Here is a 23402-nt window from a genome sequence, read left to right on the forward strand (position 1 = left end):
ACCACGTGGTGGACACCCACAGCCGACTTCTCCTTCAACGGCGTCTACGGAAAATCGCCCGTCGAACGTGTCAGCGTGCACATCGTCGCCGGGACGAACAGCTACCGTGCATGGCATTTTTTCAAGTAGCTCAGGAACGATGCCTGCAGCCCGGTGACGTGCGTCTCGTGCAACAACGCGGTCGAAACATCCTGCGACCACCCATTGCCGTGCAACTGCTCCACGACAGCAAGAACGTTACGTGCCAGTCCGCGATAGATCGGAATGGGCCCTGTCAGTTCGGCTTCGTTCAGCGTGACGTGCAATTGCGGCACGACTGAGCCCACGCCACGCTCGGGCAGTGCCTCGACCAGTGTGTGGATCTGGCTGTCGGCGTTCACAACTCCGGGACTACCCGCACCGAAGGTCGCGAATGGGGGCGCGTCGCGCAGCCATGCGTAGAGGGCGAAAAGGCCTCCGTACGAGTACCCGAAGAGTCCGTGCCCGGACTCGCTGACACGTAGCTCCGACGAGTACAGGCGAGGGTGGAGTTCGTTGGTCAGGAAGTCGAGGAAGACGTCCCCGTGGGTGTCTGCCAGCTCCTCGAGGTAGGCGTCCACGTACTCCTGGGTCATTGCACCCGAGTCGCGAGCAGCGGCGAGAGTAGCCATCATTTCTTCGCCTACCGGTTCCCCAGGCGGCACGAGATCGCGGTTGCGGAGCCGTGCCCAGTTGGCAGCTTCCTCACCGGCATATCCGACGCTGACCTGGATGTACGGGGCGACCGTCAGGTACGGGTCTGCCTGCGTGACGATGAGCGGGGCGGTAAGACCTACAGCCCAGTTGCCGTCCATCACGTAGATCAGCGGTAAGGGATCCATGGAGTCCGCGTAGCCGGGGGGTGTGGTCACCCAGACGCCGTAGCTGTGTCCCGACTTCGCCGTGATTTCGAAGTACTCCGTGTCTGCAAAGCATCCGTGCAGCATTGCGCTCATCGAACGTCTCCCTTGACGATATTTCCGGACTTCACGACGAGAACAGCCATGTCCGGATCGGCGAACACCTTTGCGTCTCGGAGTGGGTCTTGCTGCCAGGCAACCATGTCCGCCTGCATACCGACGCGGATCGTCCCGACGCTTTCCCCGATACCGAGAATGTCGGCATTGACGCTGGTGGCCGAAACGAGTGCATGCATCGGCGACTCCAACTCCGCGCGCAAGTGCAACTCCTCACCTCGGCGCTTTTGGTGCGGCCCGATGAGGTCCGAGCCCAGGCCGATCCTCAGGCCTGCTGCGCGAGAGGCCTCGAGCGCTCTGGCCATGCGTTGACGCACTCCGGCTGCACGCTCTCGTATTGCCGGGTCCAGGTCCATGCTTTCGGTGTCCGCCAACTGCTCGACCACGGCGAAGGTGGGGACAAGTGCCACGTCATGTTCCCGCATCAGCTGGGCCGTCTCCGCATCGATGTCGGTGCCGTGTTCCACGCACCGGACGCCGGCCCGCACCGCGTTGCGAATGCCCGCATTGTTGTGCGCGTGGACCGTGACGTAGGTGCCGCGCGACGCTGCTTCTTCCACTGCCACGGAGATTTCCTCGACGGTGAACTGTGTGTCGGTGAGGCTGTCATGGCCTCCGACGACACCGCCGGTGACGCACAGTTTCAGAAATGTTGCGCCTCGGCGGAACGATTCGCGCACGTTGCGTCGTAGCTCGTCGGCATTACCCGACATCAAGGACAAGGCGCAGAGCCCGGGAATGTGGTGCATGTTCCACAGCTCGGTCGGCTCCCATGCGGCCCCGTAGTAGCCGTGTCCACCGGTCTGGCACTGCACAGGACCGCACGAGAGGACACGCGGACCACGCACCTTGCCGCTCGCAATAACGTCGACGACTCCGCCGTCGATGCCACCGACGTCTCGCACCGTGGTGAAGCCCGCGTCGAGGGCATCGCCCGCGGTGGCGAAGATGCCCGCAGCCAGTTCGGCTGCCGAGAGCTCAAACCCGAATTGCCTTCGGATCGGACTCGAAATACCCAGGTGCACATGAGCATCGATCAGCCCCGGAGTCAGAAGCATGCCGTCCAAGTCAACTGTCGTCGAACCCGACGGCGCCTGTCCGATCGCGGTGACAATGCCGCCACTCACGCACACGTCGACTTCGACCGGGTCGGTGCCCGATCCATCCGCGACCATGCCGCCGGCAAACCATACGTCAGTCAAAGGGACCTCCCGAGCATTGGAAACCACTCTCCTAAACACTGGTGAATTCGATATGCGGTACCGTACTCAACAGTGGTGAACCCGTCAATGGAGGTAGCGTGAGATCGCCGGTTGGGGAGGGTCGAGAGCGACTGTTGCAGGCACTGTTCGACGAGTTCGGTGAAACCGGCCCAAGCCCGAAGCTGTCGATGCGCCAAGTAGCGGAGCGACTCGGAGTGCACCACACGCTGCTGACCTATCACTTCGGATCACGACCGGGACTCCTCAGCGCCGTGCTGTCGGAAGCTCGCCGCCGTGACAACCTCGTCATCGCCGCGATGGGCAAGGATCTCGGGTTCGCGGCCCTGTGCAGGGCGATCTGGACCTTCTACTCGAACGCCGAGCACGAAGATCGAAGCCGCACCTTTTTTCACCTGGCCGGACTTGCGGTTTACGAGCACAAAGCATTTCAAGATTTCGCCGCCGACCTCGACGATTTGGCGCACCTCCTCGAAGCGGCGGCCCTCCGCGAAGGGTTCACAATGGTGGACGCAAAGCAGCAGAGCATCATCGCAACCGCATGTCTGCGAGGACTGTTGCTACAGAGGTTGCTCACCCCCGACGCCGAGGTCGACGCGGCAGCCGAGCGCTTCATCACCTCGTTGACAGCGTCCACCACGTAAACCCCTCATACACAACCGATCACCCCCGTTCGAGATCACCGGCGCGGGGGCGTTTTCCCTGGGCTCGGGCATGTTTCGGCGTGAGACGGTTCCCTGAGCCCCGGTTGAATGATGGTCGATCACCCTTTCGACATCTGTACGAGCGAAACGCCGAAAGATGCGACAAGTGAATGTATCCCGGCTCAGCAGACACACGACATCATCGACAAGTCCGATGATTCATATGAGTTTCGAAAGTCAGGATTGAATTGTGACCATTGCCTTCCGTGCCGCAGAGTTGAACAGCGCAAGTGGGATCTTCCAGCAAGCACTGCTCGGCCAACCCAGTGCAGAGCCACTCGGCGGAGACATCATCACTCGTGCAGATGTCGAGTTCACCAGTGACGACGGCCGCATTCAATCCGGAGTCTGGGAGAGCGAACCGGGAAAGTCGCGGTGGGAGTTCCTCACCCGCGGCGAGATCATCACCATCGTCTCCGGCGCCATGACCGTGGAGGAGGACGACGGCGATCCCGTACATCTCGTTGCCGGTACGAGTGCAATCTTCCCAATCGGATGGAAGGGTACGTGGACGGTCACCGAGACCGTACGCAAGGTGTTCGTCGTATACAACGTATGACCGAGAGAATCCGCAACATCCGACTTTCACGGCCCGTCGTACGGACGGATCTCACGACGCAGCCCACTTGCCCTGAGTACCTGTCGCTGCACTCCCGCCCTCACGGAATCCTCGGTGCCGATTACTCTCACATGGTTTCTGGCGCGAGTGATCGCCGTGTACAACAACTCCCGAGTCAGCAGTGACGACGCCTCGGCCGGCAACATCACCGATACGGTGTCGTACTGGCTGCCCTGGCTCCGGTGAATCGTCATCGCGTAAACCGTCTGCACCGACGAGAGTTGGCTCGGGTGAATCAGAAACGCATCACTGCCCCGCTGGAATGCGGCAATAGGCACGCCATCCTCACGCTGCACGATCACCCCGGCATCCCCGTTGTAGATCTTCGCCTCGTAGTCGTTGGCCGTCACCAACAGGGGTTGGCCCGGATACCACCGCGTCGGGTCAAGAAACTGCCCTGTTGCCGTGCCGACCCACTCCATCGCCTGCTGCGCCCACCTCCCGACACCGTACGGTCCGTCACGGTGGGCGCACAGAAGGCGGTGCGATTCCAAGCCTTTCAGCGCGCCGATCGCATCACCCACCTCGGCCGACGCCGTCACCACCTCTGAACTCGCAACGATGTCGGCGCGCAATGCGTCAACATCCTCGGGCGAATGGAAGGAGACGGCTGGATCACCGCTGCGCAGGATACGCAGAACCTCAGCGGAATCTCCCGCTCGAACTGCCCTGGCCAACGACGCGATGGTTCCGTCGAAGCGGCGCCCGCGTGAGAGTTGAATGATCCCGCCCCGCAGACGATCCTGTTCATCCGCACTCAATGCCTCTTCGGAACCAGTGGCCGTGAGATCGTCACCCACCAACTGTGTCAGCGTCGGATTTCCACTGACCTTTACCGGGCGGGCGACAAGATCAGCAAGAACAGCGCCCGCGTCGACTGAGGTCAACTGATCGGGATCGCCGACGAGCAGTAGCCGGGCATCGGGGCGAACGGCTTCGAGCAGGCGCGCCATCAACGTGAGGGAGACCATCGACGTCTCGTCGACGACGACCACATCGTAGGGAAGTCTGTTGGTCGCATTGTATTTGAAACGACTCGAACTCCCCCGCTGCCAACCGAGTAGGCGGTGCAGGGTCATGGCCGCGAGTTCTTCGGGAAGGCCAAGGCTCGCGGTCTGCTCACGTACGGACTCCTGCAGCCGTGCTGCGGCTTTACCCGTCGGTGCGGCCAGACCGATGCGAGCATTCGAACCCAATTCCTCCGACAGGAGAGCGAGAATACGTGCGACCGTATGGGTTTTGCCGGTTCCGGGCCCACCGGCGATGACGGTGGTCCACTGTGTCGCGGCGAGAGCAGCTGCTATCCGTTGACGATCCGGCGCGATGGTCGGCCCGTTCTCGTCGACGAACAGCGAATCCAGCCGCGTTCGGACCGCTTTCAGGTCGGCGGGCGGCCACGTGGACGCCCGCTCGTCGAGCACTCGCCGAATCGTCTGCTCCTGCAGAAAATATCGATCGAGGTAGAGGAGTTCACCGTCGTCCGTGTCGACCAACCGGAGCGGTCTGAGAGGTCCGGCGTTTCCGCCGATCACCAGAGGGCTCAGCCGAAGGGCGGCAACGATCTCCGACGGTTCGGGCCACGGCAACGACGTAAGTTCCTCCTCCGTCGCATTGTCGACGCTCACATCACGCATCCGTCGTAGATCGAGGCACACCGAACCTGATCGCACGGCCCGAACTGCCAACGCCGCGGCCAGCATCACTTCTTCGGAAGTTTCACCGCCCAGGCTGCACACTCTCGTCGCGACATGAACATCGGCGGCAACCAGAACCCCGGCTTCGTTGAAGATTCGCACGATCCCTTTGGCGCGCTGCGCCAATTGCGCCTCGGTCATCGAATCTTCTCCCCTACTGTGTGGGACGCATCAAGACCGGCCAGCAGATCCGATAGTTCAACCGTCAGCTGAGCAGGCGGTTTCCATTCGAAGACACCGCATTCCGGCGGGCTGTCCGGGCCGAGCATCCCACGCACGAATTGATACTGCGCGCCCCCGAGATGACGGTGCGGATCGTAGTCGGGCAGGCGCCACCGCAGATACCGATGCAGTGCAACCGAATACAGCAGTGCCTGCAGCGGATAGTGCGAGCGCATCATCTCCGTCGCCATGAGTTCACGCGTGTAGTTGGCAGCCGTCAGATCGCCGCGACCGATCCGGTTGGTCTTGTAATCGACGATCACGAACGACGGGCCCGGGATCCGCAAGACTGCGTCGATACTGCCCGTCAGGAATCCGCGCATCGGTGACGTCTCGACACGGTCCAGATAGTCGGCGTACGACGCCAGAATGTCGTCGGAGGAAAGGTGGCGCCTCAACAGTTCCGATACTCCGCGGAGTGTGACACTCATCGACACCGGATCGTCGCCACCGGCCAGTGGGAGTTCGAAATCGAGTTCGGGAAGACGATCTTTCGGCGCGATCGTGGCCAAGGTTCCGAATCCCAAGGGAGTCTGCATCACCAGATACAGCGCATCCGCGAGTGCTTCGGAGTCGACCTCGGCCGCCCGTACCGAGACCGCCTCGGCGCAACGCATCCCGAGTTCCGCTCTCAGATCTGCCACAGCCGTGTCCACCACCTCGAGCACCTCATGCACCAGCGTGCCGAATGCGGCGCCCGCGGGAAGTCCGTTCATGGGTGAAGGGAACGCCTCCAGGGGCGAGGGGGTAATGCTCTCGAGGTCTACGGAATCCTCTGGCTCGTCGTCTTTTTCGGGATCCTCGACCTCACTGCCCGTGGTCGTGACCGCGTGGTGCGCTCCGGCGGTGAGTGCCGAGTACGACGTACGACGCCACAGAGTGTCCAGGTCTCGATCGAAACGCGCCGCGGCCAGTTCGGTCACGTCCGCAGCCGCTCTGGACCAGTGGACGGGCGAGGGCGGATGGGGACCAACAGGTTCCACCGAGATCACGTCGGAAGCTGCTGCCGGCCAGGTTGCGAGCCGTGCTGCGGTTGTACCGTCGTCGAGCACCTTCACTACCCGAGCAGGTTCGGCGATGCCGGGTGTACGTCCGAGCATCAACCGGTGCAGCGGCGAGCGGGAGGTCCCGTAGCTGGGTGCCCACCAGAGCACGAGTTGGCACTGCGCCCGGGTCAGCGCCACGTACAGCAGCCGCAGTTCTTCGCCCGCTTCTTCGGCCTCCGCAACAGTCTTTCTGGCGTTGTACCCCGGGCCTTCCTGCCCGCCGACGTCGAGGATGCGGCGTCCCTCCGGGTCGTGCAACAGCTGCGTCGGCGAGTTGAAGCCGCCAACGCTCTCCCAACTGAACGGGACGTAGACGATCGGGAACTCGAGCCCTTTGGTGGCATGCACCGTAGCGATTTGCACTGCGGCAGCGTCACTGTCGAGGCGGCGGCTTCGATCGGTGGCGCTCCCGGACGTCGGGTCCTTGATCCGATCGGAAAGCCAGCGAACCAGTGCGCTCAACCCGAACGCTTCCTCGGTCGCGACGCGACCGAGGAGTTGTGCGACGTGCCGCAGATCGGTGAAATCTCGTTCGCCGGACGGGGCCGCGAGTACACGCTTCTCCAGATTTGTTTCGGCAGAGATTCTTTCGAACACAGCCGCAAACCCGACGCGTGCGAACAGCCCGGAATAGGAGCGCAGTTGACCTGCAAGTTCTGCAACGACGTTGTCGCCATCCTTGTCCAGTTCTTCGGAGGTGCGCCCGAAAATCGGCGAGAGGGCCGTCAACCGGACACGATCGGAGCGATGGGGCTGCTCGATCGCCTGCAACAGCCACAGCCACTGGGTCGCACTGGGTGTCGCGAAAACACTGGACCCTCCGGTCAATACGGAAGGTACACCGACGGCATCGAGAGCATCGCGGATCATCGCCACGTGCTTGTGGGTGCGCACCAACACCGCGACGTCTCCTGGTTCGACCGGGCGTGGATCACCGTCGACTGCCAAGCGGGCATCGCCGCCCAGGAGCGCGACCACGTCTGCTGCGACGTCGTCCGCGACGCGACTGCGAAGTCTGCCTACGGCCGGAAGTCCCGAACGATTGAGCGGTCCGGCTCCGGTACGGGGCAGATGGCGTACACGCATCGGCACCGGGCCGAACAACCGAGACTTCTTGTGCGAAGCCTCCACTGGATGCGCGACGATGCCTTCGTTGCCGAGTGCGGCACCACCGTAGAGGTGTTCGAGTGCCGCCAACAACCCTGGGTCGCTACGCCAATTGGTGGTCAACTCCTGGTGCGCATCCGCCTGATCGACCGCATCGAGATAACTCAGGACTTCTGCCCCGCGGAACGCATAGATGGCTTGTTTGGGATCACCGACCAGGACCAGGGTGGTGTGTCCGTGGAAGGCCAACCGCAGAATGTCCCACTGCAACGGATCGGTGTCCTGGAACTCGTCGATCAACACAACCTTGAACTTTTCGCGCACCCGACGACACGCGACGGGACCGTATTCCGGATCCGTCAATACACCGTGCAACAGCGTCAGCAGATCGTTGAAGTCGCGAATTCCTTTGGTCCGCTTACGTCGTTCGACCTCGACGCGAGCAGCGGCCGCGAAGAGGACGCGCTGACCGGGTGCGGTCTCCTCCTCGCCGTCGGGTTCGAGAATTGCCTGACCATCGCCGACTGCGCTTCGGGCGATGGCCAGCGCGTCCTTCGTGGAGAACGGTGGAGACGAGTCCGTCCGGCTGTAGCGGCTGAGGTACAAATCCGAGACGACCTCACTGATCAGGTCGTCGACCGACTCCACAAAAGTTGTGTCCGGTTCACGTTCCCCGGCGATGCCCAGCCCGTCGAGCATCCTCTGACAGAAACTGTGGGTGGTCGTGATGGTGCCGGCGTCGAACTCCGCGAGAGCGCGCAGGAGTCGACGACGCCGCACGCCGATCTCCTCGTCGTCAGCTGTGGCGAGGTACGCCACCAGATCATCATCCGACCGCCTCGCCGCCTCCGGGTCGACCAGAGCGGCGGACACTCCCGCGAACCTCTCCCTGGCACGCTCACGAAGTTCCTGAGTGGCGGCCCTACTGAATGTCACCAGCAGAACTTGCGATATGTCGGCGAGACCTTCGGCAACACAACGGGTCGCGAGTCCGACGATCGCGTAGGTCTTGCCAGTTCCGGCGCTCGCTTCCAACACCGTAGTGCCGGTCGGTAGTGGCCCCAATAGATCGAAGTCCACGGGTTACTCCGCTCTTTCGTTGGTCAGCAACGGATCCCACAGTCGTCGGGCGAGAACTCCGAATCGAGTCGGTTCCTCGGCCCAGACGAATTCGTCGTCCGACGGCGGATCCGCAGCCAACTCCGCCAGTGTTCGAGCCTCTCCGAAAACGTAAGTGTTGCTTGGATCGATCATCTCGCCGTACTGCCCGGTCCACTGGGTGTCCGCACCGTTTGTCGCATCGTCGACCGACTCGCCACCAAAGCGTCGGCGCGCATATTCGGCTGAAGTAGCGGCCCACATCGGCAACGGACGCTGCAGCCCCCGCTCGCGTAGGTCCACCAGTTGCTGCAGGATCTCGACCGCATTGCCCGGCGCATCGAGCACTGATCGTGCCGCTGCTGTCTTTCCCCGACCCCGTCCGATCGAGACTGCATCGAGCGGACCGGGTCGTCCGTGTGCTTTCAAGGCGAGGAGGTTGATCCAGGCCGTCATCCGATGTTTAGGCGCCAGTGAGGAATACGACGCTCGCACCACTGAATCGCCGTGCACACCGGTTACCGTTCCGGTGAGACGACGCCCGTTACCGAGGTCTATGTCGACGTCGACAGCTTCGGAGTCTCCGTCGAAGTGCGGCAAGGCAAGTCCGGCAATCTGATCGACCACCCATTCGACGTTGCCCAGAACCGTGGCGCCCAGGTTGTAGGGCGGCAGAGTGCCGCGGCGCCACTCGGCTGCACGAAAATCCGCCGAGCTGCGTCCAGCCAAGCGCGAGAGAAGCATTCGGTCACCCAGAGCCCAGGTGGACAGTGGATCGAGCTCGGTTGCCAGCGAATCCGCGATGTCGTCGTCGAGTTCCGGTACCCGGACGCCGAGGCGTTGGCGCAGAAAACCACGCGCGGGATGTACCAGGAAGTTCACCAAGTCGGCGAGGTTCACTTCCTTCGGATGCACCTCGGGTAGCTCGCCCGACAAGACTGTCGGCAATTCGACCGGTGTTCCGGAGGCAGCCCTCGCACCGGCCAGCGCTGCCGTGTCGAAGCTGAACGGCTTGTTCGGCGCGAAGTTTCGATTGTCGAACGATTGCAACGGATGCCGTGTCAGCACCCCGTTCACAGCGTCCGGACCCACCGTCGCACTGAGTACGTCGAGAAGGCCACTGAGGGGGATCGCCGGTGGTCTGACGACACCGGTGACCGGATCGGCACCGGTATACAACAGAATCAGATGTTCGCCCGCAGACATCACGGCATCGAGAAGCAGTTGCCGGTCTTCACTGCGCAGATCGCGCTCCCCCACAACGGGATCACGTGACAAGATGTCGTCGCCGTCGACTCCACCGGTTCGAGGGAACACCTCGTCGTCGAGTCCGATCAGCACGACCACGCGATGCGGTACCGAACGCATCGGAACCATCGTGCACACCGTCAGTTCGCCGGTTCGGAAGTTGGCACGCGTCGGTCTGCCCGCGAGGCTGCGCGAGAGCATCGCGCGAACATCGGCCAGACGTAACACCGTCTCTCCGCCGAATTCCACAGCAGCTACCAGTTCGCGGTGGGCCCCCGCGCTCTGCCAGGAATCTGCGGGCGCTGTGTCGGTCAGCAGATCCAGGGCCCGCATCAGCACACGAAGCCATTCGGCCGGTGAATGTGGGCCGGCAAGATCGCGAAGCGAGACGGCCAGGCGATCGACGAACTCTGCGAAACGTCCAGTCAGGTCGATGTCTGTGCCGTCCACGTCATCGAGTGGTAGCGCGAGATCCAGCCAGGCATTTTCCGATTCGTCCGCGCTGACCCCCAACAAGATTCGGTCCATGGCGGTGTTGAAGGTGTTCTGCGGAAATGCATCGAGGCCGAACGTGGCACGCTGCCGACTACCGATTCCCCAGCGAGCACCCGCTTCCGTCGTCCATTCCCGCAGTCTTTCCAACTCGTCGTCGCCCCACGAAAAACGTGTGCGGACAGGCTCGGTCGCGGCCAGGTCGAGAACCTCACTGGCTGTGGCCCGGCCGTCGGCCAATTCGAGGAGAGAGCCGAGAACGGCCAGGACAGGATTGGTCTGACGTAATCCGCGGTCTGCCAGCCTTACTCGAAGGAGATGCCCGGGGTGGCCATGGACGCCTTGCCCGAATGCAGCACGAACCAAAGGTGCGTACGTTTCGACGTCCGGGCACATCACGAGTACGTCGCGCGGCTGCAATGTCGGGTCGTCCTCGAACAATCGGAGCAGACATTCGCGGAGCACCTCGACCTGCCGTGCCGGCCCGTGGCAAGCGTGGACCTGAACTGTCCCATCCGGTTCCGCTGCAACGCTGGGAGCACGATCTGCGATGACGTCGGCTTTGACCGTCGCCAGGAGGGATTTCGGGCCGGCTGGTTCGGGAAGATGCACCGACTCGAACTCGGCGGCACCGAGGCTGATCTGAAGTTCACGAACGTCGCGAGCAAGACTCGACAGCAACGGATTGGCGGATATCAGCGCTGACCCGTCTTCCGAACGTCGGATCGTGCTCTCACTTCGAGGCTGCATGCGCGAGCTCATCTTGGTCCACAGCGCGGGGCTGGGATGCGGGAGCCAGATGTGCACGTCCCGATTCGCACTGAGTGCGCTCAAGATCATTCGCTGATCGACCGGCAGCCGGGTCGGCCCGAAGACCGACAGACGTTCCGGTAGGTCGACCAAGGCCGGGTCCTCGACCAGCGCGCGGCTCACTTGCCCCAGTCGCTCTGCGGGCCCCGGAACGTCGATCTTGTCCGCGACGATGCACCACAGACGTGCCTGCCATTCGAAATCCTCCGACAGCGCCAATCCGTGTCCGTCGGTCAACCGCCCGGCGGCCCAGTCGATCAGCATCTGCGGGCGTTGCGCGGCATAACTGCGGAAGAGTTCGGTGACATGTGTGGCGGAGGCAAACCGTCGACCTTCACGATGGCCTTCGAGATGTTTCGCCAGGACTCCGCACCAGGGCTCGCCGAGGGACTTGTCGATCACATCGAGAACCGTCCACACCAATCGCGTCGGCGACCATGGGTCGTCGTCAGCCGTGATTCCACTGACCGCGGCCACGGACTCCGCGACCAGGCGCGCGGGTGAAGGAAACGCGATGTTCGCAGAAATTCCGTCCACTGCTGACGGTCCGGACGTGCCTAGCTGGGAGGACAGCCGCTGATTGAGCCAACGCTCGACGCCCTTGGCCGGCACCGCAACAGTTTCCCGGGCGAATGGATCCGACAGCGGGGTACGGAGGAGCGTGGCCAACGCCGAGACCAAGGTGTCCGAACGCTCGGCCCGGTACAACTTCAGCAATCTTCGCTCCCCTCACTCCGTCCAGACGTCCATCTCACCACGGCGCTGTGACAGGAGACGCCGAACCAGCCTCACGCAGCGGTGACGCGCAGGCAACATGACCGCAACCGGACGTTCGTACTGTGCGGGAATGACCAGTCCCGTCACCACACCTCGCCCCGCTGGAACCGGTCTCGACATCTCCGGCCTCGGCAAGACCTTCGAGATGGGTCGTCGGTCGGTGACCGCGCTGACCGACGTGTCCCTTCAAACCAGCGAAGGCTCTTTCCTGTCTCTGCTCGGGCCGTCCGGATGCGGGAAGTCCACCGTTCTCCGCATCCTTGCGGGCCTCGATAGTCCGACGTCGGGAACGGCCCTTGTCAACGGGCAGTCGCCCGCCGAGTTACGCAAGCGCCGCGAACTCGGAATCGCCTTCCAGGATTCGGCTTTGCTGCCGTGGCGAACAGTGGCCTCCAACATCAAACTGCCCCTTCAGGTTGCCGGCATCGATCCCGACCCCGACCTGATAGCCGACCTGATCGCGCTCGTCGGCCTCGAAGGATTCGAGAAGGCCAAGCCCGCCCAATTGTCCGGCGGTATGCGTCAGCGTGTGTCGATCGCACGATCGCTCGTGGTCAAGCCGAGTGTCCTCCTACTCGACGAACCCTTCGGCGCGCTGGACGACATGACCCGTCAACGGCTCAACATCGAATTGCTCAGGATCTGGACCGAGAAACCGGCGACCACGTTGATGGTGACTCACGGAATCGCCGAAGCCGTGTTCCTCTCCGACGTCGTTGCCGTCATGACGCCGCGGCCCGGACGCGTCCTCGAAGTCGTGCCGATCGACCTGCCGCGCCCGCGTACACCCGAGATGATGCGTACACCCGAGTTCCACGAGATCCACGACTACCTCTCCGGACTGCTCTTCGGAAAAGCAGGCGTCGCATGACAATTACCGATATCGAGAACGTCGCGACCGCGGCGGCGCAGCCATCTGTGCCGCGCCGGATCCGATTGAAGCGTCCAACGTGGTTCGGCGGTGCAGTCGGCATCTGCGGACTGATCGCTCTCTGGTGGATTCTGGCGGCGGCCGGTGTTGCGGGAGGCACGATTCCGACGCCGTGGGTAGTTGTCTCGACGATGTTCGACGACGGTTGGTCGCTGTACGGACCCAATTTCACCGTCACGGCTTCCGGTGCGCTGCAGGGCTTTCTCTGGGGAAACCTGCTGGCGATAACGCTTGCCGTGCTTGTCGTTCTCATTCCGCCCATCGAGGGATTGGCCACACAACTGGCGATCCTGAGCTACTGCACACCGCTGTTGGCGCTTGGCCCAATCATCCTGGTCGTCTTCGGCGGCCGGACCCCCACAATCTTTCTCGCCGCAATGTACTGCTTCTTCACCACGATGGTCGGCACACTCGCCGGCCTGAGATCGGCCGACAAGACGAGCCTCGATCTCGTCGCCGCCTACGGCGGTGGGCGTTGGCAGAAGTTCACCAAAGTTCAACTTGTGAGCGCACTTCCGAGCACCTTTGCTGCCCTCAAGATTGCTGCACCTTCGGCCGTACTGGGTGCAATTCTCGGTGAGTATCTCGGCGGGGTGGACAGCGGGATCGGCGTCGCACTCACAGCCGCTCAGACGTCGTACAACGTCCCGCGAACGTGGGGAATGGCTATCGCCGCCGCCTTGCTCGCCGGTCTGGGGTACGCCGTCGTCGCAGCGATCGCCCGGCTCGTCACCCCGTGGACGAGCGCTCCGGGAGCACAGAAATGACCGCGGTACGAGGAACATTGAGATTCCTCGCCCCGATTGCCATCGCCTCGGCGCTGTTGCTTGTCATCTGGGTGGTCTTCCTCAACGCCTTCCCCCAGGTCGGCCCGCGTGTGGGAAAGACGCCGGCCGACGTCTGGGAGTACCTGTTCTCCGGCCCAAAATCCGCCGACGCTCGTTCGGGCATCATCGACAACCTGTTCATCACTCTGCGCGACGCCGGTGTCGGCTTTGCCGTCGGAATGACTGCCGCGCTCGTGGTGGCATCGATCTTCGTCGTTTCCCGCACTGTCGAACAGACTTTCATGCCCGTTGCAATGCTTCTACGATCTGTTCCTCTCGTTGCGATGACCCCGATCATCGTCCTGATATTCGGCCGCGGAATCGTGGGTGTGACGGTCATGGTTGCGATAGTGGTGTTCTTTCCGGCCCTGGTCATGATCATGGTCGGTCTGCGCGCCGCTCCAGCTCAGGCACAAGACCTCATCGCTGCGTACGGCGGGAGTCGTTGGACCGCATTGCGAATGGTGTCCGTACCGTCCGCACTTCCGGCGGTGTTCGCCGCCGCTAGGGTGTCAGTGCCCGGCGCTTTGATCGGAGCACTGATCGGCGAATGGCTCGGTAGCGGTCAAGGCTTGGGTTCGAGCATGATCAAAGCCATTCCGCGCTACCAGTACAACGAATTGTGGGCATCTATCGTGGTGATCACCGTGGTGTCGATCGTCCTCTACGCCGTGGTCGGGATCTTCGAAAGCATCGCTCTGTCTCGTTTCGGTCCTTCGGCGGGCAAGTCGTGACATCTGTTAACACGACCTCAACAAACTCTCTCTCCCAAGCAAACTGAACGAAACCGACTGGCCCTAGTGTTCCGATTCATGACGCCATTCAAGCCCGTCCGCCAGCTGGACCGCAGGGCCTTCTTCCGCTACTCCGCGCTGACCGGCATCGCAGTCGCCGGTAGTGCGTCATTGCTCGCGTGTAGCAGTGACTCCAGCAGTTCGAGTGGCGGAACCACGGACGACGGTTCCGAATTCGGAACAGTTGCAGTGCAGTTGTCCTGGATCAAGAACATCGAGTTCGCCGGTGAGTACTTCGCTCTCGACAAGGGGTACTACAAGAATGCCGGCTTCGGAAATGTCGACCTGGTGGCAGGCGGCGCAGCCGGCACCGGCGTCGAAGCCGGTTTGGACACCGGCAAGGTGTGGATCGGAATGTCCGCACCGCAGCTCACAGCCCCCGCCGTACTCGACGGGCTGGAGGCAAAGATCGTCGGTGCGACATTCCAGAAGAACCCGTTTGCGATTGTCAGTTCCGCTGCGGCACCGATCAACTCACCACAGGACATGATCGGCAAGAAGATCGGTGTCCAGGATTCCAATCAGCTCGTCTTCGGAGCTCTCCTGGCAGCAAACGGCCTGACCGAAAGCCAGATGACGATCGTGCCCGCGCAGTTCGATCCGAGCCCCTTGGCGAACGGCGAGGTGGACGGCTGGGTCTCCTACGTGACCAACGAGCCGATCACACTGGCCGCCAAAGGTTTCCCCAACGCCCACTTCCTCTTCGCGGACTACAACCTGCCGTTGGTCGCCGAATCGTTCACGGTTCTCCAGTCCACCATCGACAACGAGAGGGACAAACTCAAGGCATTCCTGAAGGCCGAGATCCAAGGATGGAAGGATGCGGTCGCCGATCCGGCAGAGTCGGCACGGCTTGCCGTCGAGGTCTACGGCAAGGACCAGAACCTCGAACTCGAAGAGCAGATCAAGGAAGCCACCGCACAGAATGATCTGGTGGTGTCGGCAGATACCAAAGCCAACGGGTTGTTCACGATGACACCCCAACTGATCGAACAGAACATCGCGGCACTGTCGAAAGCGGGGCTGGAGATTACGGCGGAGCAACTGTTCGACATGTCGATCCTCGAAGAGGTGTACGCCGAGAATCCGGAGCTGATCTGACTGCCGAGCGTCAGCGAACCTCCCGCGCGAGTACGCCCGAGATGAATAGCTGTACAAGGACCTCGGCCTTGTACCGGTCATCGGACCCAGCACCGATACAAAGGTTCCCGATGCCTTTGAGCACGTTGTACGCATCGACCCGCGAAGCAGTGCCAACGGACTCGAGCGCTGCCGCGAGGAGGGAGTCACATACCGGAACGAGGCGGTCGACGAAGTAGATATGCAGAGCGTCGGACCCGGCGCTGTCTCCTTGCAGTGCACCGGCGAGCCCATGCTTGGTTACCAGGAACTCCACGAACAAAGCCACCCATGCCCGCAAAGCCGCCTCGGGCGTTGCACTCTCCGCGAGCATCTGTGGGCCCGCGTCCGCACACGCCTCGACTTGGTGTCGGTATACGGCTACCACCAACTCGGGACGCGTCGGGAAGTGGCGGTAGATCGTCCCCATGCCGACGCCGGCCTTCGCCGCAATCTCCCGCACCGGAGCGTCGACTCCGGACTCCACGAACACTGCTGCCGCCGCGTCGAGCAGCGCCTGCTCGCTTCGACGTGGGCGACCGACTTGCTTGGGAGACGCGACGCGCGACTGCTCGTCCTGGGCATCAGCCATGTGCACTCCTCGCTGACTCACAACATATGTTTGCATTACGGAGCAACGCTCCGTAATGTTGCGGAGCGACGCTCCGATAAACAGTATCGCAGGGTGCAGCCTCAGCAAGGAACTTGCCATGACCTCATCAATGATCGACACTCTGAACGGCATCATCGGCGCCGGCACCCCGGTCGTCTCCGTTGCCCCCGTCGAGTTGTTCGCCCCCGATCGACTTGTCCCGCTGGAAGTACGTGTGTCTGCTCCGGCAGCAGGCACGAACCTCCCCGTTGTGGTGTTCTCCCACGGCAACGGCTGGAACCTCGATGGATACTCGCCACTCACGGCATTCTGGGCATCCCACGGATTCGTGGTGATCCAGCCGACACATCTGGACTCGCGCCGGAACGGTTTCGGGTTCGACCACCCGGTTTTCCCGACGATCTGGACTGAGAGGATCGCGGATCTCACACGCATCCTTGATCAGCTCGACACCATCGAATTTGCCGTGCCCGGGCTTGCCGGCCGCATCGACCGCAGTCGAGTTGCCGTCACTGGTCACTCCTGGGGCGGGCAAACCGCTCAGTCACTCCTCGGAGCAAGGATCTTCGACGAGTCCGGCCAGGTCGGCCAGGACATGTCCGACAGCCGCGTCACCGCGGGAATCCTTTTCGCAGCAACCGGTCTCGGCGGCGAGAACCTACATCCGTTCGCGCAGGCGAACTTCCCGTTCATGCGCCCCTCGTTCCAGGAACTGACGACGCCGACACTCGTCGTCGCGGGCGACCACGACCAGTCCAAGATGTCCAGCCGCGGACCTGACTGGTTCACCGACGCCTACACGCACAGCCCCGGAGCCACCGACCTCCTGACCTTCTACGGTGCCGAGCACGCACTCGGCGGAATCGTCGGATACGAAGTCGCCGAGACCACTGACGAGAACCCAGAGCGGGTCGCCGCCATCCAACGGATGAGTACTGCCTACCTTCGGACCACGTTGCGCATCGATGAGACCAGCTGGCCAGCGGCCCGGGCCGCATTCAGCGACAACGCCGACCCGATCGGCCGAGTCGACACCAAGTAATGCGGCAGTGATCCGACTTATTGGCCGAAGTTGAACCTGAGATTCGCATTGATCAAGGTGTTGAGCCGCTTTCGCATTCTGACAACCTCTGCCTCGGGCGGTATCGGATCGTCCAACGCAGCATCGTGCTGTTTCCGACCGCCTCGATGTCGAATCGGATGACGGCGTCGGGTCGGTCCGGCCAGATCGACGACCAGATCACCAGCTCCGGTTCTTCAGCCCTGACGATCTCCGGTGCGATCTCGCTCTCGAGAAGTTCCAGCCAGTGCCGGGCGGGCTGGCGGTACGGATCGATCAATGCCTCGAACATGAAGCGCGCAGGCGGCGGCTGGCTCCGGCGCCTCGTCGCGACTTGCAGCATGGCACGAGCGTAACCGCCTCTCAAGGGCATACCTCTGCCTTCGCAGTGCTGGATCCACGAAAACTGGGATAAACCGGGCATCGACGGAGGACACTCAGGAGCACATCCGTCTGGGAGGGCCGCTCATGCGTAAACGCCATCAGGTTCTGCTTGCAGTGTCCGCAGCGATCGGGCTGTCTCTGACGCCGATCAATGCGTCGGCGACACCGAGCACGGGAGTACACGGTGAAATTCTCGGGCAGGTGACTTTCGACGGCAAGGACTACATCCTGCGTCAGATCACCATCGACCCCGGCGGTTCCACCGGTTGGCACTTCCACGACGGGACGCTCTACGCGCTGATCGCGCAGGGCACGTTGAGCCACTACCGATCCGATTGCTCCGTCGACGGGATCTACAGCGCCGGAAATACTTTGATCGAACCGAGCGGTTCAGATCATGTGCACATCGGAAACAACTCGCAGACAACACCATTGGTGCTCGAGGTCGTCTACGTCAATCCGGCGGGCAGCCCCCTCTCCGAAGATGCTGCGCCTCCTAACTGCCAACTACCCGGCTGACGGGGCAGAAGAGTTAAACCGCACCGGCATCGATTCGAGCCCGGACACGAAGTTGGCCGCACGCCGCTGCAACGGCGCGTCGGTGGCAAGTTCCATGTCCGGCAGCCTGGCGAAGAGTTGCTCGAACATGATCCGTCCCTCCAACCTGGCCAGCTGATTGCCCAGACAGAAATGAGTTCCGAAGCCGAAGGCCACGTGCGGATTCGGTGTGCGGCCGACATCGAACCGTTCGGCGTTCAGGAACACGGACTCGTCGAAATTTGCCGATTCGAAGAGCAGCAGCATCTTCTCACCTGCCTTCAGCTGCGCGCCGAAGAAATCGGTGTCACGGGTCAGGGTTCGAGCCATGTTCTTGATCGGCGAGGACCACCGCAGCATCTCCTCCATTGCCAAGGGAATGGCATCGGGATCGTCGACTAGCTCCCGGCGCTGGTCCGGATGGCGCAGTAGCTGTTCCATGCCGCCGCTGAGCACGTGCCGTGTGGTCTCGTCACCGCCGATCAGGATCAGCAGGGATTCGTTGACGATTTCCTGATCGGAGAGGGCTTCGCCGTCGACCGCACTGTGAATCAACGTGCTCACCAAATCGTCGGCCGGGTCGCTCCTCCGCTCGGCGATGGTTCGCATCATGTACGCGGTGAAATCGACGTACGCAACCATCATGGCCTGCAGTTGATCCTGGGAAGCGTTGCTTCCCAATGCCTTCACCAGATCGTCCGACCACCGCAGAAACAACGCGCGTTCCTCCGGACGGACACCCAACATGTCGCCGATGACGGCCATCGGCAGCGGTGCCGCCAGGTCTGCGACGAAGTCGGCTTCTCCTTTCTCACAGACGGCGTCGATCAGTTGATCGCAGATCTCCCGGATACGGCCGGCCTTGGCTTCGACCTTCTTACGTGTGAAACCCGCATTGACCAAGCGTCGACGTGTGAGGTGCTGCGGGTCGTCCATGTCGATCATCTGCGGCAATGGACCGGTTTCGGGGCGGATGCCACCGGCGTTGGAGAACAGTTCGGGATCCCGCTCGGCTGCGACGACGGCGTCGTAACTCGCGGCCGCGGTGATTCCGTTAGCGTCGTCTCGGTACACGGGCTCGTGATCACGCATCCAGGCGTATGCGTCGCGCACATTCCCGAGGTCTCCGCTGTAGAAGCGTCCGTCGATCAAATCGAAGGTCGGTCTGGTAGCCATCACTCCACCTCTCGCACAACCCTTGCCTCAATAAGTAGAACCTGTTCCTATATAGCGTGGGGCGTTTTCACCGAAGCCGGACCGGAAAACCTCCAGAAGCAGCACGCGAGCCCGCCGGAGCAACGACCAGGAGACACGCATGGACGACGACACCGCCTCAGCGGGCATACCCACTTTCACCGGCACATCGATACTGGTGACCGGCGGCGGTAGTGGCATCGGCCTGGGCATCGCTCGTTCGCTCGTTGCGTCCGGCGCTCACGTCACGATCTGCGGACGCAACAAGGAGAAACTCGATGCTGCCGCCGAATCGATCCGGCACGCGACTGCCGCAGGATCGGTCAGCGTCTCCCCCGCCGACGTCACGATCGAGACAGACGTCGTCGCCGCTGTCGCCGCGGCGGTGTCCGTCACCGGAAAGCTCGACGGAGTCGTGGCCTGCGCCGGCGGGAACGAAACCATCGCACCGGTCACGCAACTCGACGTCGACGCCTGGCGCCACACCGTCGACCTCAACGTCACGGGGACCATGCTGACGATCAAGCACGGCGCGCGGGCACTAGTGGCAGGAGGCGGTGGATCCATCGTCGCGATCTCGTCGATCGCCAGCAGCAACACACATCGCTGGTTCGGCGCGTACGGCGTCTCGAAGTCCGGCGTCGACCACCTGGTGCAATTGGCGGCAGACGAACTGGGCGCCAGCAACATTCGTGTCAATGCGATCCGGCCGGGTCTGACCCGAACGGATCTGGTCGCGCTCATCACCGACGGTGGCCCCATCCTGGACGACTACCTGGCCAACACGCCGCTCGAACGCGTCGGCGAGGTCGAGGACGTCGCCGGACTCGCTTCTTTCCTCCTCGGACCGCAATCCACCTGGATCACCGGGCAGATCATCAACGTCGACGGAGGCCAAATGCTGCGCCGCGGACCGGATTTCCGCTCGATGCTCGAACCCGTCTACGGCTCCGACGGACTCCGTGGGGTGGTAGCGCCATGAGCTACACGATTCTGGGCAAGAGGGTCGAGATGCCCGTCGAAGTTCGCACCGCGTCGGCCTTCATGGCGTTGTACTCGGTACCGAGCACAACCGCGCAGTCGATCATCGACTACACCGGCTTGACCGTGCTCCAGTACCGCCCCGGCCGGGCGCTGTGCGGCCTGGTTTTTGTCGACTACATCGACGGGGATCTGGGTCCGTACAACGAATTCGGAGTGACGTACATGGTGCGCAGCCACACTGCGCCTCCCGAAACCTCGGTGCTGGGAGATCTACGTTCGCTCGCTGCCGGAACTGCAGGGGCACTCATTCACGAGTTGCCGGTGGACGGAGAGTTCACCAAGGCCGCCGGCCGGGAAATCTGGGGATTCCCGAAGGTGCTCGCCGAGTTCGACACCGAGCACGTCGGCTCGGTCAAGCGCGGATCCGTCTCGCGCGACGGCAAACTCATCACACAGTTGAGTGTGAAATCCGGCGTCAGCGTGCCTGGCGGCGGAGCCAACATGTCGTTGGCCGCGTACTCACATCTCGACGGCGCCACCAGGTGCACGTCGTGGGACATGGCACCGACCGGCGTCAAATCGCGCCCTGGTGGAGCCGAGGTTCAACTGGGCAGTCACCCGATGGCGGCGGAACTTCGGAAACTGGGACTCCCCCGCCGGGCCCTGATGACCACGACCATCAAGAACCTGGCGATGACGTTCGGGGAGGCCACAACAATCTGAGTGTCGGCCGACGGCACCCCTTTCGGTCACGTGTGACTCGGGCTACACTCCTGGACGGTTGACCAACTCGCGTCAGACCGCCCGAAAGGACACTCGTGCAGATCACCCGACGCACCGTACTGGCAGGCGCTGCCGCCGCACCTGCGCTCGCCGCTCTGTCGACGAACCAGGCCGTCGCAGCTTCGCCGGCACGCACCGTTTCACCCGCACGCACCGACAAGTCGTCGGCGTCACTGCAGGTGGGCGTCGGAATTTCCGACGTGACCGGACCGGTCGCCGAAGTCGGCATGATGGGCTACTCGAGCTTCGATCAACGCGCCGAAGGCCTGCACCAGCGAATGCGCGCACGCGCCTTCATCTTCGAGTCCGGCGGGTCGCGGGTCGCCTACGTGTGCGTCGACAACTGCATGATCTTCCAGTCCGTTCATGACGAGGTCCTGCGCCGACTGGCCGGGAGGTTCGGTGACATCTACACCGAACGCAACGTCATGTTGACGGCCATCCATTCACACGCGGCATGTGGTGGGGCCTCGCACAACTACGCGTACAACCTCGCAGTTCTCGGCTTCGAACTGCAGGTGTTCGAAGCCGAGGTCAACGGCATGGTCGAGGCGATCAGCGCTGCGCACGAGAACCTGGCGCCAGGCACGGTCCGTTTCGGGCGGTCCGATCTCACCGATGCCAGCGTCAACCGATCGCGAGTGGCGTTCGACCTCAATCCCGAAGAGGACAAGGCCTACTACCCCGGTGGCAACGACCACCACATGCGTGTCATGCGGATCAGTCGGGGCAGCAAGGACATCGGAGCGATCAACTGGTTCGCCACCCACTGCGCCTCGCTCACGAACGAGAACCATCTCATCTCCGGGGACAACAAGGGCGCCGCGGCGTACTTCTGGGAGCACGACGACCAGGGCGTGCGCTACCTCGACGGCGACACCAGCTTCATTGCTGCGTTTCCGCAGACCAACAGCGGCGACATGTCACCCAACCTCTTCCTCGAGCCCGGACGCGGACCGACCGAAGACGAATTCGAGAACGCACGCATCATCGGGCTGCGCCAGGTTGCGGCGGCTCGAACTGCCTTCGACGCGGCGTCCGACACCGTCACCGGTGGCGTCGACAGTCGGATCATGTACCTGGACATGGCAAATCAGGTGGTGAGCGGAAGATTCACCCCCGACGGACGCGAGCACCGCACCGCTCCGGCCGCGATCGGCGCGGCAATGAGCGCCGGAAGCGTCGAGGACGGGCCGGCAATCCCGATCTTCCCCGAGGGCACCCGAAACCCCATGATCGACGCCCTGGGCGGTATGGATGCTCCTGTGCCTCAATGGCTTCAGGACGCACAGGCGCCCAAACTCGTAGTCGTTCCGGTCGGCCTGCTGCCACCGGGAGGATGGGTGCCGAACGTACTCAAGATCCAGATCCTGCGGATCGGTCAGTTCTACATCGTCGGTGGCCCTGCGGAATTCACCATCGTCTCCGGATTACGAGTGCGTCGAACCGTCGCCGAGGAGCTTGGGGTTCCCCTCGAGAACGTCATCTTCCAGGGATACGCGAACTCGTACTCGAGCTACTGCACCACACCACAGGAATACGATTCGCAGCAGTACGAGGGCGGTTCGACGATGTTCGGTCGTTATACACTGCCGGCCTATCAGCAGGGGTATGCCGCCCTTGCAGCCGCGATGCGCGACGGCACCGAACCTCCTCGCGGCCCCGCTCCGGCCGACCTGTCCGGGTTCCAACCCAGCTTCGGACCTGGCGTCGACTTCGACGAGCCCTTGCCGGGAACACAATTCGGCGATGCAACCGTTCAACCCGGCGACACCTCACCGGGTGGGCAGGTTGCCGTCGAGTTCGTCACCGGCCACCCCAAGAACGACACTCACCGAAACGGGACCTTCTACGAGATCCAGCGCAATACCGGAGGATCCTGGACGCGCGTGGCCGACGACAACGACTGGTCCACCAAACTGCACTGGCGCCGGGTCGGGAGCAACGGTTCCGTCGTGCGCATCACGTGGGATGTTCCGGCCGATACTCCGGCGGGTACGTATCGAGTCCAACACTTCGGTGCGTCGAAGGCTCGGGGTAGCGGCGCGATCACGCCCTTCTCCGGGGTGACGTCCGAATTCCGCCTCACCTGACCCGCGTGAACGTATCGCTCCCCTTGTTGGACAAGGGGAGCGATACGTTCA

General features: G+C 62.7%; 19 protein-coding genes. 11 read left to right on the forward strand and 8 right to left on the reverse strand.

The genetic code is table 11. The annotated features are described in order from the left end of the window. Positions 1–101 precede the first annotated feature (101 nt). Both ASU23_RS28905 and ASU23_RS28910 read right to left on the reverse strand, forming a co-directional pair. Positions 102–974, reverse strand: a complete 873-nt coding sequence (locus tag ASU23_RS28905) for an alpha/beta hydrolase (RefSeq protein ID WP_003945529.1) — start codon at positions 972–974, stop codon at positions 102–104. Next, on the reverse strand, positions 971–2197 hold the full coding sequence (locus ASU23_RS28910; protein WP_225989611.1) for an amidohydrolase family protein: 1227 nt from the start codon (positions 2195–2197) through the stop codon (positions 971–973). Before ASU23_RS28910 ends, ASU23_RS28905 begins: the two co-directional genes overlap by 4 nt. A gap of 98 nt (positions 2198–2295) precedes the next feature. On the opposite strand from ASU23_RS28910, the gene ASU23_RS28915 reads away from it, so the two are divergent. Beyond that, positions 2296–2859 carry a TetR/AcrR family transcriptional regulator gene (locus ASU23_RS28915; protein ID WP_007734140.1) on the forward strand — a complete coding sequence of 188 codons (564 nt, stop codon included), beginning with the start codon at positions 2296–2298 and terminating at the stop codon, positions 2857–2859. A gap of 250 nt (positions 2860–3109) precedes the next feature. After that, the gene (locus ASU23_RS28920; protein WP_058039220.1) at positions 3110–3478 is read left to right on the forward strand and encodes a cupin domain-containing protein; all 369 of its coding nucleotides are present in this window, start codon (positions 3110–3112) and stop codon (positions 3476–3478) included. 26 nt (positions 3479–3504) lie between these two features. Here the strand turns inward: ASU23_RS28920 and recD are convergent, their stop codons facing one another. The 3 genes from recD to recC are packed head-to-tail and all read right to left on the reverse strand — an operon-like array spanning position 3505 to position 11972. Continuing rightward, positions 3505–5373, reverse strand: coding sequence for an exodeoxyribonuclease V subunit alpha (gene recD, locus ASU23_RS28925; RefSeq protein WP_058039221.1), 1869 nt, complete (start codon positions 5371–5373; stop codon positions 3505–3507). Beyond that, on the reverse strand, positions 5370–8687 hold the full coding sequence (locus ASU23_RS28930; RefSeq protein WP_058039222.1) for a UvrD-helicase domain-containing protein: 3318 nt from the start codon (positions 8685–8687) through the stop codon (positions 5370–5372). The genes recD and ASU23_RS28930 overlap by 4 nt, the downstream gene beginning before the upstream one ends. A gap of 3 nt (positions 8688–8690) precedes the next feature. After that, positions 8691–11972, reverse strand: a complete 3282-nt coding sequence (gene recC, locus ASU23_RS28935; RefSeq protein WP_058039223.1) for an exodeoxyribonuclease V subunit gamma — start codon at positions 11970–11972, stop codon at positions 8691–8693. 97 nt (positions 11973–12069) lie between these two features. Between recC and ASU23_RS28940 the strand changes: the two genes are divergently transcribed. From ASU23_RS28940 to ASU23_RS28955, 4 genes are all read left to right on the forward strand, one after another. Further along, positions 12070–12903, forward strand: a complete 834-nt coding sequence (locus tag ASU23_RS28940) for an ABC transporter ATP-binding protein (RefSeq protein ID WP_003945415.1) — start codon at positions 12070–12072, stop codon at positions 12901–12903. Next, positions 12900–13730 carry an ABC transporter permease gene (locus tag ASU23_RS28945; protein WP_003945560.1) on the forward strand — a complete coding sequence of 277 codons (831 nt, stop codon included), beginning with the start codon at positions 12900–12902 and terminating at the stop codon, positions 13728–13730. Before ASU23_RS28940 ends, ASU23_RS28945 begins: the two co-directional genes overlap by 4 nt. Continuing rightward, positions 13727–14524: an ABC transporter permease gene (locus ASU23_RS28950; protein WP_003945590.1), complete on the forward strand. Its 798-nt coding sequence runs from the start codon at positions 13727–13729 to the stop codon at positions 14522–14524. The genes ASU23_RS28945 and ASU23_RS28950 overlap by 4 nt, the downstream gene beginning before the upstream one ends. A gap of 78 nt (positions 14525–14602) precedes the next feature. Continuing rightward, entirely contained in the window at positions 14603–15685 is a 1083-nt protein-coding gene (locus ASU23_RS28955; protein WP_058039310.1) for an ABC transporter substrate-binding protein, read from the forward strand. A 10-nt stretch (positions 15686–15695) separates the two neighbouring features. Here ASU23_RS28955 and ASU23_RS28960 read toward each other — a convergent pair whose 3' ends face one another. After that, positions 15696–16295: a TetR/AcrR family transcriptional regulator gene (locus tag ASU23_RS28960; protein ID WP_007734129.1), complete on the reverse strand. Its 600-nt coding sequence runs from the start codon at positions 16293–16295 to the stop codon at positions 15696–15698. Between the two features lie 118 nt (positions 16296–16413). Between ASU23_RS28960 and ASU23_RS28965 the strand changes: the two genes are divergently transcribed. Beyond that, the gene (locus ASU23_RS28965; protein WP_058039224.1) at positions 16414–17358 is read left to right on the forward strand and encodes an alpha/beta fold hydrolase; all 945 of its coding nucleotides are present in this window, start codon (positions 16414–16416) and stop codon (positions 17356–17358) included. Positions 17359–17410: 52 nt separating this feature from the next. Here ASU23_RS28965 and ASU23_RS28970 read toward each other — a convergent pair whose 3' ends face one another. Beyond that, a complete protein-coding gene (locus ASU23_RS28970) occupies positions 17411–17719 on the reverse strand; it encodes a hypothetical protein (RefSeq protein ID WP_253741529.1) in 309 nt (102 codons plus the stop codon). Between the two features lie 125 nt (positions 17720–17844). On the opposite strand from ASU23_RS28970, the gene ASU23_RS28975 reads away from it, so the two are divergent. Next, positions 17845–18279, forward strand: a complete 435-nt coding sequence (locus tag ASU23_RS28975) for a cupin (protein ID WP_003945598.1) — start codon at positions 17845–17847, stop codon at positions 18277–18279. On the opposite strand, the gene ASU23_RS28980 is transcribed toward ASU23_RS28975, so the two are convergent. Next, on the reverse strand, positions 18268–19473 hold the full coding sequence (locus tag ASU23_RS28980; protein WP_007734124.1) for a cytochrome P450: 1206 nt from the start codon (positions 19471–19473) through the stop codon (positions 18268–18270). The two genes, ASU23_RS28975 and ASU23_RS28980, sit on opposite strands and share 12 nt — an antisense overlap. 139 nt (positions 19474–19612) lie before the next feature. Between ASU23_RS28980 and ASU23_RS28985 the strand changes: the two genes are divergently transcribed. From ASU23_RS28985 to ASU23_RS28995, 3 genes are all read left to right on the forward strand, one after another. Continuing rightward, positions 19613–20473: an SDR family oxidoreductase gene (locus tag ASU23_RS28985; RefSeq protein WP_050655886.1), complete on the forward strand. Its 861-nt coding sequence runs from the start codon at positions 19613–19615 to the stop codon at positions 20471–20473. Then, positions 20470–21198 carry an acetoacetate decarboxylase family protein gene (locus tag ASU23_RS28990; RefSeq protein ID WP_042920495.1) on the forward strand — a complete coding sequence of 243 codons (729 nt, stop codon included), beginning with the start codon at positions 20470–20472 and terminating at the stop codon, positions 21196–21198. Before ASU23_RS28985 ends, ASU23_RS28990 begins: the two co-directional genes overlap by 4 nt. Positions 21199–21293: 95 nt before the next feature. Then, complete coding sequence (locus ASU23_RS28995) at positions 21294–23351, forward strand: neutral/alkaline ceramidase (RefSeq protein ID WP_058039225.1); 2058 nt, start codon at positions 21294–21296, stop codon at positions 23349–23351. The last annotated feature ends 51 nt before the right edge of the window (positions 23352–23402 follow it).

It is taken from the genome of Rhodococcus sp. KB6, from assembly GCF_001445685.1.
In the GTDB taxonomy this organism is placed as follows: Bacteria; Actinomycetota; Actinomycetes; order Mycobacteriales; family Mycobacteriaceae; genus Rhodococcus_F; species Rhodococcus_F qingshengii.